Annotated in this window: 11 protein-coding genes; 9 read left to right on the top strand and 2 right to left on the bottom strand. The window is 67.8% G+C overall.

From position 1 onward, the window contains the following. Nucleotides 1-28: 28 nt before the first annotated feature. Together dnaN and dnaA are read right to left on the bottom strand one after the other, a co-directional pair. On the bottom strand, nt 29-1,159 hold the full coding sequence (dnaN, locus tag ACWGIU_RS17435; protein ID WP_453706716.1) for a DNA polymerase III subunit beta: 1,131 nt from the start codon (nt 1,157-1,159) through the stop codon (nt 29-31). A gap of 887 nt (nt 1,160-2,046) precedes the next feature. Beyond that, nucleotides 2,047-3,804: a chromosomal replication initiator protein DnaA gene (gene dnaA, locus ACWGIU_RS17430; RefSeq protein ID WP_453706714.1), complete on the bottom strand. Its 1,758-nt coding sequence runs from the start codon at nt 3,802-3,804 to the stop codon at nt 2,047-2,049. Between the two features lie 355 nt (nt 3,805-4,159). Between dnaA and rpmH the strand changes: the two genes are divergently transcribed. From rpmH to ACWGIU_RS17385, 9 genes are all read left to right on the top strand, one after another. Continuing rightward, nucleotides 4,160-4,297 (top strand): 50S ribosomal protein L34, encoded by a 138-nt coding sequence (rpmH, locus tag ACWGIU_RS17425; protein ID WP_008741645.1) that lies wholly within the window; start codon nt 4,160-4,162, stop codon nt 4,295-4,297. A gap of 21 nt (nt 4,298-4,318) precedes the next feature. Then, nucleotides 4,319-4,693 carry a ribonuclease P protein component gene (gene rnpA, locus ACWGIU_RS17420; protein ID WP_078851074.1) on the top strand — a complete coding sequence of 125 codons (375 nt, stop codon included), beginning with the start codon at nt 4,319-4,321 and terminating at the stop codon, nt 4,691-4,693. Beyond that, nucleotides 4,690-4,971: a membrane protein insertion efficiency factor YidD gene (yidD, locus tag ACWGIU_RS17415; protein WP_076043740.1), complete on the top strand. Its 282-nt coding sequence runs from the start codon at nt 4,690-4,692 to the stop codon at nt 4,969-4,971. The genes rnpA and yidD overlap by 4 nt, the downstream gene beginning before the upstream one ends. Nucleotides 4,972-4,974: 3 nt before the next feature. Then, complete coding sequence (yidC, locus tag ACWGIU_RS17410; RefSeq protein ID WP_453706712.1) at nt 4,975-6,078, top strand: membrane protein insertase YidC; 1,104 nt, start codon at nt 4,975-4,977, stop codon at nt 6,076-6,078. Between the two features lie 15 nt (nt 6,079-6,093). Further along, nucleotides 6,094-6,606: a Jag family protein gene (locus ACWGIU_RS17405; RefSeq protein ID WP_453706710.1), complete on the top strand. Its 513-nt coding sequence runs from the start codon at nt 6,094-6,096 to the stop codon at nt 6,604-6,606. Nucleotides 6,607-6,743: 137 nt separating this feature from the next. Beyond that, a complete protein-coding gene (rsmG, locus tag ACWGIU_RS17400; RefSeq protein ID WP_030008407.1) occupies nt 6,744-7,460 on the top strand; it encodes a 16S rRNA (guanine(527)-N(7))-methyltransferase RsmG in 717 nt (238 codons plus the stop codon). Nucleotides 7,461-7,739: 279 nt separating this feature from the next. Continuing rightward, nucleotides 7,740-8,828: a ParA family protein gene (locus tag ACWGIU_RS17395; protein ID WP_453706707.1), complete on the top strand. Its 1,089-nt coding sequence runs from the start codon at nt 7,740-7,742 to the stop codon at nt 8,826-8,828. Beyond that, entirely contained in the window at nt 8,825-9,919 is a 1,095-nt protein-coding gene (locus tag ACWGIU_RS17390; protein ID WP_453706705.1) for a ParB/RepB/Spo0J family partition protein, read from the top strand. Before ACWGIU_RS17395 ends, ACWGIU_RS17390 begins: the two co-directional genes overlap by 4 nt. A 102-nt stretch (nt 9,920-10,021) precedes the next feature. Further along, the coding region (locus tag ACWGIU_RS17385; RefSeq protein ID WP_453706703.1) for a GNAT family N-acetyltransferase at nt 10,022-10,625 on the top strand (604 nt) is incomplete at its 3' end.

The raw sequence follows: 10,625 nt of genomic DNA, 5'->3' as shown, positions 1-10,625 counted from the left end.
ACCGGGCCCGACGTCGACAGGTGGAGCGTCAGCCGGACAGTCGCACCGGCATGATCAGGTACTTGTAGGCCTCGTCCGCCTCCGCGTCGATCGCCGGGCGGCCGCTGAGCAGCGCCGGCTTGGTCGACGTGGTGAAGCTGAGCTGGGCCACCGGGGAGGCGATCGCGCTCAGGCCGTCTAGCAGGAAGGTCGGGTTGAAGGCGATCGAGATGTCGTCGCCGTCCAGCTGGGCGTCGACCCTTTCCACAGCCTGTGCGTCGTCGGAGGAGCCGGCCTCCAGGATCAGCACGCCCTTCTCGAAGCTGAGGCGGACCGGGGTGTTGCGCTCGGCCACCAGGGCCACGCGCTTGACGGCCTCGACGAAGGGCGCGGTCTCGATCACGGCGATCGAGTTGAACTCCGTCGGGAACAGCGTCCGGTACTTGGGCAGGTCGCCTTCGAGCAGCCGGGTGGTGGTGCGGCGCCCGGCGCCCTCGAAACCGATCAGACCCTCGCCCGCGCCGGAGCCGGACAGCGCCAGGGTGACGGTGTCACCGCTGGTCAGCGAGTTGGCGATCTCCTGGAGCGTCTTGGCGGGCACCAGGGCCACCGCCGACGCCTCAGGGTTCTCCGGCTTCCACAGGAACTCGCGGACCGCGAAGCGGTAGCGGTCGGTGGAGGCCAGGGTGACGCGGTCGCCCTCGATCTCGATACGGACACCGGTCAGTACCGGCAGCGTGTCGTCACGGCCCGCGGCGGTGGCCACCTGCTTGGCGGCCGAGGCGAAGACCTCGCCGGCGACGGTGCCGGTCGCGGTCGGCATCTGCGGTAGTGCCGGGTACTCCTCCACAGGCAGGGTGTGGAGTGTGAATCGGGAGGAGCCGCAGACCACGGTCGCCCGTACACCGTCTGTGGAAATCTCCACCGGGCGGTTGGGGAGGGCGCGGCAGATGTCGGCGAGCAGCCGGCCGGAGACGAGGACGGTGCCGTCCTCCTCGACGTCCGCCTCGACCGAGACCCGGGCCGAGACCTCGTAGTCGAAGCCGGACAGGCTCAGGGTGCCCTCCCCGGCCTTCAGCAGCAGCCCCGCGAGAACGGGCACCGGCGGCCGGGCCGGGAGGCTACGGGCCGCCCAGGCCACCGCCTCCGCGAGTACGTCGCGCTCCACCCGGATCTTCACCGGAACCGCCTCCTGCTGTTGCTCGCTCGTCTGCCGGCCTTCGTCGTCGGCTCGTCGATGCCTCGACCGATGCCGGGGACCAGTCTGACGTACGGCGCCGACACTCGGTGCGGCCGGCGGTCAAGTCGGGAGCGAGGCGTCGGGGCGGGCGATCGACGAGTTGTGCACAGGACCCGCTTGAAAACCGAAACCGGCCTAACTCTCTATGGGGGTAGTAGTAGGGCCTGTGGAAACGGTGGATAAGCCCGTTCTCGCAGGTCAACCCCGGTTTTTTATCCACCGACCCTGTGGGTGACACCGGTGGACAACCCCGTGTCCCTGTGGAGAACGAAAAGTTCTGCACAGGCTGTCCCCAGGGGACCCCGATTACTCCACAGGTGTGTCCCCAGCTTTCCCCCGGTACTCCACAACCCAAACGTCTACATCCGTGTGACCGCTTTCACTCCGGGCGGTGAGAGGGGGTGGTGTGTTGCCGAACAGTGGACAAGGGTGTGGAGAAGACCTCGCATCCTGTGCACAGGACGTGGAAACCTGTGGGCCGACGGTGGACAACGCCGTGGACAGGGCTGTGGACGAAAAATTTGTCCACAGCCTGTGGATAGTGTTTGTGCACAATTCCACAGGCAGCTGACCTGCTCTGATGGAGTCTCACCCCGCATGCCTGTGGACAGATTGTGGGTGACGCGGCCCGTCCCCAGGGTGTGGACGGAAGAAAGTCCCCCAATCTGTGGATGAGTTGCTCCGGCGGGGGCGTATTCGAACAGGTCAGGGGCGCGCGAACGAAGAAGGGCGCCCCCGTTGTGGACCGGGAGCGCCCTCTGGATGCGTGTGAAGGGGCCCTGAAGCGGCCCCCGAACCGGATGCGGCCGGGTGTCGGGAGCCGAGCTTCAGGCGTTCTTGATGCGGTTCGTGAGCTCGGTCACCTGGTTGTAGATGGAGCGGCGCTCGGCCATCAGGGCGCGGATCTTGCGGTCCGCGTGCATGACGGTCGTGTGGTCGCGGCCGCCGAACTGGGCCCCGATCTTGGGCAGTGAGAGGTCGGTGAGCTCCCGGCACAGGTACATGGCGATCTGCCGGGCGGTGACCAGGACCCGGCTGCGCGAGGAGCCGCACAGGTCGTCCACGGTCAGGCCGAAGTAGTCGGCGGTGGCCGCCATGATGTCGGAGGCCGTGATCTCCGGAGCGCTGTCCTCGCCGCCCGGGATCAGGTTCTTCAGCACGTCCTCGGTGAGGCCCAGGTCGACCGGCTGCCGGTTGAGGCTCGCGAAGGCCGTGACCCGGATCAGCGCCCCCTCCAGCTCGCGGATGTTGCGCGAGATGCGGGAGGCGATGAACTCCAGTACCTCCGGAGGGGCGTTGAGCTGCTCCTGGACGGCCTTCTTGCGCAGGATCGCGATACGGGTCTCCAGCTCGGGCGGCTGGACGTCCGTGATCAGGCCCCACTCGAAGCGGTTGCGGAGCCTGTCCTCCAGGGTGACCAGCTGCTTGGGCGGCCGGTCGGAGGAGAGCACGATCTGCTTGTTGGCGTTGTGGAGCGTGTTGAAGGTGTGGAAGAACTCCTCCTGCGTCGACTCCTTGCTCGCGAGGAACTGGATGTCGTCGACGAGCAGGATGTCCATCTCGCGGTAGCGCTTGCGGAACGCGTCGCCCTTGCCGTCGCGGATCGAGTTGATGAACTCGTTGGTGAACTCCTCGGAGCTCACGTACCGCACCCGGGTGCCGGGGTAGAGGCTCCGCGCGTAGTGCCCGATGGCGTGCAGCAGATGCGTCTTGCCGAGGCCCGACTCCCCATAGACGAAGAGGGGGTTGTAGGCCTTCGCGGGCGCCTCGGCGACGGCCACCGCGGCGGCGTGCGCGAAACGGTTGGACGCGCCGATGACGAAGGTGTCGAAGAGGTACTTGGGGTTCAGCCGCGCGGTCGGCTCCAGCGGGCCGGAGGTGGAGCCGCCGGACGGGGACGGCGCCGAGGGCCGGCCGGGGGCCTGGCGCGGCGCCGGCTGCTCGTACTGCTGGGGCTCGTACTGATGGGATTGGTGCTGCTGGGGCTCGTACGGGGACTGCTCGTACTTCTGCTGCTCGTAGGAGCCCTGGTCGTAGCCGGAGGGTTCGGGCTGCTGCCGGTAGCCCGGTTGCGGGGAGGCGTACGGGTCGCGCTCGGGGAAACCGCCGAGGCGCGGCTGCTGCCAGCCGTAGTCGTCCTGCTGACCGCCGCGGGGCCAGGCGCCGGGCTCGGGGCGCTGCTGCTGGTAGTCCGGGTAGGCCGGGCGAGCCGTGGGGAGCTGATCGTCGCCCGGGCCGCCGGGGCGCTGGCCGCCGTACGGCTCGTACCCGCCCTGCTGCTGGACCGGCGGGGCGGGGGGCGCGGGCTCGCCGGCGGAGTCGTCCACGGTGATGGCGATCCGGATGGGGCGGCCGCACTCACGGCTGAGCGCGTCACTGATCAGCGGGGCGAGGCGGCCTTCGAGGACGCGCTTGCCCCATTCATTGGGGACGGCCAGCAGTGCGGTGTCGGCGACGAGTGCCAGGGGCTGACACCGCTCGACCCACTGCTTGTCCTTGGGCTCGATCCCCGGCTGTCCCTCCCCGAGGAGCTTCTCGAGCACCCTTGGCCACACTGCGGCAAGATCGGCAGGTACGTCAGCCACAGAGCACGCTCTCTCACGGGGGTCCCACGAATGTGTGGTTCTTTGGGACGGTCGGGACAAAAAATCCGGGGTCGGACAACGGTAGTCAGGCCAGCGGGTACGGTTCAAGTCGTTGTCCACAGCCTGTGCACAGTGTGAGGCCACGTCGGCTCGGTTTGACCGGATGGCGTAGCCGCGCGTACCGTAACGAGGTCGAGTTGTCGATGGCTGCTGCCGCCTGCCTACCGATGGGCGAAGGTCACTAATAGTGATCGTTTAGCGGTGCCACTCGGGCGAACACGCGAGTTTCCTCGTGGGCGCACGGTGACAGCCAGGCGATGTCCCGCCACAACGATTCATTCTCTGGAGCCCCCGAGTGAGCAAGCGCACCTTCCAGCCGAACAACCGCCGTCGTGCCAAGACCCACGGCTTCCGCCTGCGGATGCGTACCCGTGCCGGTCGCGCGATCCTCGCGAACCGTCGTGGCAAGGGCCGCGCCGCCCTTTCCGCGTAACCACACGCAGGTCGTGACGTCGTGCTGTCTCCCGAGAATCGGCTGAGGCGGCGCGAGGACTTCGCGAGCGCGGTACGCCGAGGTCGTCGGGCTGGTCGCCCGCTCCTCGTCGTCCATCTACGTACAAGCGGTGCAACGGACCCGCACGAGTCGGGGGAGATCGATCCCTCGTCGCGTGCGGGTTTCGTCGTCAGCAAGGCTGTCGGCAACGCCGTCGTACGTAACCGGGTCAAGCGCCGTCTGCGCCATCTGGTCCGCGAGCGGCTGTCTCAGCTGCCCGCCGGTAGCCTGGTGGTGGTACGCGCGTTGCCCGGAGCGGGTGATGCCGGCCCCGACGAGCTGGCCCGGGACCTGGATGCCGCTCTGGTGCGGCTCCTGGGAGGCGTGGCTCGATGAAGTACCCGCTGCTCGCTTTGATCAAGCTGTACCAGTGGACGATCAGTCCGCTGCTCGGCCCGGTGTGCCGCTACTACCCGTCGTGTTCGCACTACGGGTACACGGCCATCGACCGGCATGGTGCGGTGAAGGGGACGGCCCTGACCGCCTGGCGGATCCTGCGGTGCAATCCGTGGTCCCCGGGTGGCGTGGACCATGTCCCACCCCGTAAACGCCCGCGTTGGCACGAGCAGCTGCGCAGTGCGTTGCGTAGATCTCGCAATGCTCAAGGAGCCTGATTAGTGGACACGATTGCCAGTCTGTTCAGCTTTATCACTTACCCCGTCTCGTGGATCATCGTCCAGTTCCACTCGCTGTACGGGGCGATCTTCGGTGAGTCGAGTGGGTTGGCCTGGGGCCTGTCCATCGTGTCCCTAGTGATCTTGATCCGTATCTGTCTGATCCCGCTCTTCGTGAAGCAGATCAAGGCAACCCGGGGTATGCAGGCGCTCCAGCCGAAGATGAAGGCGATCCAGGAGCGCTACAAGAACGACAAGCAGCGTCAGTCCGAAGAGATGATGAAGCTGTACAAGGAGACGGGTACCAACCCGCTCTCCTCGTGCCTGCCCATCCTGGCGCAGTCCCCGTTCTTCTTCGCCCTGTACCACGTCCTGTCGAACATCGCCGATGGCAAGCCGGTCGGCGCGATGGACCAGCAGCTGGTCGACAGCGCCCGTGCGGCCAAGATCTTCGGTGCGCCGATCGCCGCGAAGTTCATGGACAGCCCGGAGAAGGTGGCCGCTCTCGGCGCCACCCTGACGGACGTCCGGATCGTCACCGCCGTCATGATCATCATGATGTCGCTGTCGCAGTTCTACACCCAGCGTCAGCTGATGCAGAAGAACGTCGACCTTTCGGTCAAGACGCCGTTCATGCAGCAGCAGAAGATGCTGATGTACATCTTCCCGGTGATCTTCGCGGTCATGGGCATCAACTTCCCCGTCGGTGTTCTCGTCTACTGGCTGACCACGAACGTGTGGACCATGGGTCAGCAGATGTACGTGATCAACCAGAATCCGACGCCGGGCAGCAAGGCGCAGGATCAGTACCTGAACCGCCTGCTGAAGCAGATCAGCTCGCACGGTGAGCTCAAGGGCCGGGGCAGGAAGCGGGTCGTCTCGGCGATCGTCGCCAAGGGCCCGGACCGCAACGACAACGAGCGCAAGTTCATCGCCGCCCTCACCAAGCAGGGCATGGCCGCCCAGCCCGACGGCTCCGTGATCAAGAGTGTCGAGGCCACGGCAGACTCGGATGCGGCGAGCGGCGGTGCCGCGAAGCGGCAGCAGCCGAAGCGCCAGTCGAAGTCGCAGCGTCAGACCCCCAGCAAGCCCGCTCCCAAGAAGTAAGAAGGAGTCCCTCCCGTGACGGAAGGCACCACCACCGCCGCCGCTGAGAGTGGCGACACCCTGACCCGCCTCGAGCAGGAGGGTGAGATCGCGGCCGACTACCTCGAGGGTCTGCTGGACATCGCCGACCTGGACGGCGACATCGACATGGACGTCGAGGCCGATCGGGCCGCGGTGTCGATCGTCAGTGACGCGGGCGGCCGTGATCTGCAGAAGCTCGTGGGCCGCGACGGTGAGGTCCTGGAGGCTCTGCAGGAGCTGACCCGCCTCGCCGTGCACCGGGAGACCGGGGACCGCAGCCGGCTGATGCTGGACATCGCCGGGTTCCGGGCGAAGAAGCGCGAGGAGCTGGCGGCGCTGGGCGCCCAGGCGGCGGCGGACGTGAAGGCGTCCGGTGAGCCGCTGAAGTTGGCTCCGATGACCCCGTTCGAGCGGAAGGTCGTCCACGACGCCGTGGCGGCCGCCGGTCTGCGCAGCGAGTCGGAGGGCGAGGAGCCGCAGCGCTTCGTCGTTGTGCTCCCGGCCTGATCGTCGGCGCGAGTTGTTCGGCCCCGTCTGTGTCGCAGGCGGGGCCGATGTTTGTCAGCCTGGCCTGACAGGTGAACGACGCCTCATCTTGAAGACGTGGTTTTTTCAGAACCATGCGGTACGGAAGGACGGTCCCCGTGACGGAGGCAGCTGAGCTTCCCCCGGCGCCTGAAGAGGCGCGCGCGGTGTTCGGTGAGTTTTTCCCGGAAGCTGTGCGGTACGCGGAGCTGCTGGCGGACGCAGGAGTCAAGCGGGGCCTGATCGGGCCGCGTGAGGTGCCGCGCCTGTGGGAGCGGCACCTGCTGAACTGCGCGGTGCTGTCGGAGGTGGTCCCTCAGGGCGTCACCGTGTGCGACGTGGGCTCGGGTGCGGGTCTGCCCGGTATCCCGCTCGCTCTGGTGCGCCGGGATCTCAAGATCACGCTGCTCGAACCGTTGCTGCGGCGTACGACCTTTCTCCAGGAGGCCGTGGAGCTGCTGGGCCTGGACCACGTCACGGTGGTGCGCGGTCGGGCCGAGGAGGTCCTGGGCAAGCTGCAGCCGGTGCACGTGGTGACGGCGCGGGCGGTGGCTCCGCTGGACCGGCTGGCCGGCTGGGGTGTGCCCCTGCTGCGACCGTACGGCGAGATGCTGGCGCTGAAGGGCGACACCGCGGACGAGGAACTGGTGTCGGCGAAGACGGCGCTGGCGAAGCTGGGTGTGGTGAAGACCTCAGTGCTGCACGTGGGCGAGGGTCTGGTGGATCCTCTGTCGACGGTCGTGCGGGTCGAGGTCGGAGAGAGTCCTGGAGGGGTGAGGTTCGCGGCCAAGCGGGCTAAGGCGGCGCGGGTGGGTCGTACCCGCCGACGCCGGTGATGCTCCGCTGATTCGTTGAGAGCCGGGGGCCCGCACGGAAGATTTCATCCGCGTGTTGGGCCCTATAGGTATGGATTTCGGAGTGTCGGAGCGGCCGGGAGACTCCCTCCGGGCATCGTGTTTCACGTGAAACGTCGCTCTCTGCTGCATGGAATCATCAGCCGCGGTCGTGCGGCTGCGTCCCCCCTCCCGCGCAAGGAGGTAAGGGGGACAGAGTTGTCCACAACGGTGGATTCATCCACAGGAGTACGGGCCCCGCTGGTTCGCGGCCCGGGTGACATGGGAGGCTCTGTTCATCGCGAGCCTGATGTCGAGGAGAGTGACACCGTGCGGTCCGACGCCAACCTCGCGGGGCCGATGGCCGATCCGGTCCCCGGTCCCCGCTCTGAATCGGCGGGAGAGGATGTTTCACGTGAAACATTGCCTCCGCCTCTTGTAGACAACGACACCCCCATCGGCCGAGCCGCCCAGCAGGCGGTCGACGCGCTGGGGCGCGCCGGTGAGAGGCTGCCCCGGCCGAATCAGACCCGGGTGATGGTGGTCGCCAACCAGAAGGGCGGCGTGGGCAAGACCACGACGACCGTGAACCTGGCGGCCTCACTCGCGCTGCACGGCGCACGGGTCCTGGTGGTCGACCTCGACCCGCAGGGCAACGCGTCCACGGCGCTGGGTATCGACCACCACGCCGACGTGCCGTCCATCTACGACGTGCTCGTGGACAGTCGGCCCCTGCTGGAAGTCGTCCAGCCGGTGGTGGACGTGGAGGGGCTCTTCTGTGCCCCGGCCACGATCGACCTGGCGGGTGCCGAGATCGAGCTGGTGTCGCTCGTGGCTCGGGAGAGCCGCCTCCAGCGGGCGATCCAGGCGTACGACCAGCCCCTCGACTACATCCTGATCGACTGCCCTCCCTCGCTCGGGCTGCTGACGGTGAACGCACTGGTGGCCGGCGCCGAGGTGCTGATCCCCATCCAGTGCGAGTACTACGCGCTGGAGGGCCTGGGACAGCTGCTGCGCAATGTCGATCTGGTGCGGGCCCACCTCAACCCGACGCTCCATGTGTCGACCATCCTGCTGACGATGTACGACGGCAGGACGCGGCTCGCCTCGCAGGTGGCCGAGGAGGTGCGCAGCCACTTCGGCAAGGAGGTGCTGCGGACGAGCATTCCCCGGTCGGTGCGCATTTCCGAGGCGCCGAGCTACGGGCAGACGGTGCTCACGTACGACCCGGGTTCCAGTGGTTCCCTCTCCTACCTGGAGGCGGCGCGAGAGATCGCGTATCGGGGCGTCGGCATTCAGTACGAGGCCCGGCATGCCCATCTGGGCCCGGGCAGAAACAGCACGCAGAGTGCGGCGGAGGGGGTCCAGTGAGTGATCGACGTAGGGGGCTCGGGCGGGGAATCGCTTCATTGATCCCCGCGGCTCCGCAGGAGAAGACGCCGCCGGTGATCAGCGCCGGGTCGACGTCCCCGTCGGCGGTGCCGACGCTGGCTTCGGAGCGGGGGGTCGCGGCGGCGAAGCTCGCCGCCCTCGTACAGGCCGATGTTTCACGTGAAACATCGCTCGCGGTGGTCCCGGTTGCCGATGCGGAGTCCGAATCCGAGACCGAGAGCAATGTGGTGGCGGGGGCGATGTTCGCCGAGCTCCCGATGGACGCGATCACGCCGAACCCGCGCCAGCCGCGCGAGGTCTTCGACGAGGACGCGCTCGCCGAGCTGGTGACCTCCATCCAGGAGGTGGGTCTGCTCCAGCCGGTGGTGGTGCGGCAGTCGGCCCCCGGCCGCTATGAGCTCATCATGGGTGAGCGCCGCTGGCGAGCCTGCCGCGAGGCCGGGCTCGAGGCCATTCCGGCGATCATCCGGGCGACGGACGACGAGAAGCTGCTGCTGGACGCGCTGCTGGAGAACCTGCACCGGGCTCAGCTGAACCCGCTGGAAGAAGCCGCGGCCTACGATCAGCTGCTGCGTGACTTCAAATGCACCCACGACCAGCTGGCCGATCGGATCGGGCGCTCGCGCCCCCAGGTGTCGAACACGCTGCGACTGCTCAAGCTGTCCCCCTCGGTGCAGCGCCGGGTGGCCGCGGGTGTGCTGTCGGCCGGGCACGCGCGTGCGCTCCTGTCCGTGGAGGACTCGGAGGCGCAGGACAAGCTCGCGCACCGGATCGTGGCCGAGGGCCTGTCGGTGCGCGCGGTCGAGGAGATCGTGACGCTGATGGCCTCGGATCCGTCGAGCGTGGTGAAGCCGAAGGGTCCGCGTGCGGGTGCCCGGGTGGCCCCGGCGTTGAACGAGCTGGCCACGCGGCTGTCCGACCGGTTCGAGACGCGGGTGAAGGTGGATCTGGGCCAGAAGAAGGGCAAGATCACTGTCGAGTTCGCCTCGATGGAGGATCTGGAGCGGATTCTGGGGACGCTGGCGCCGGGCGAGGGCCGGGTGCTGGATCAGGGTCTTGCCGGGGAGTGATCCCTTGGCCGCCGAGGGGCGGATCGCAGCGGTGTGAACCGGTGCGGTCCGCCCCTTCGCTTTGCTGTCGAAGAACGATGGACCAGTGGATACGATGCGGTCATGGGTCGTCGGCTGGTACCGCTCACGCTGGACAACCTCCAGGATCTTCCCCGTCGTTGCCGGTCCTGTGTCTTCTGGGAACTGGACCCGGTCAGCGGCGAGGCCGCTGTGAAGGCCGGTACTCCGGCGCGGGAGAAAGAGGCGTGGATCTCCGCCGTCCTGCTGGAGTGGGGTTCCTGCGGTCGAGTGGTCTATGTCGACGAGGTGCCGGTGGGCTTCGTCCTCTACGCGCCGCCGGCCTACGTGCCGCGGGCCACCGCCTTTCCGACCAGCCCGGTCTCGCCCGATGCCGTGCAGCTGATCACCGCCTGGATCATGCCGGGGTACCAGGGGCAGGGGCTGGGGCGGGTCATGGTCCAGACGGTTGCCAAGGACTTGCTGCGGCGTGGGTTCCGGGCGATCGAGGCGTTCGGGGACGCGCACTGGGAAGGTCCGGCATGTCTGCTGCCCGCGGACCATCTCCTGGCGGTGGGCTTCAAGACCGTACGGCCGCATCCGGTGCATCCGCGGCTGCGGCTGGAACTGCGCTCGACGCTCTCCTGGAAGGAAGACGTGGAGCTGGCGCTGGACCGGCTGCTGGGCGCGGCGCGCAAGGAGCCTGCAC

This window comes from Streptomyces sp. NPDC054840 (assembly GCF_053611065.1).
The sequence above is the reverse complement of the archived record's forward strand: the minus strand, read 5'-3'. Positions and strand labels throughout refer to the sequence as shown.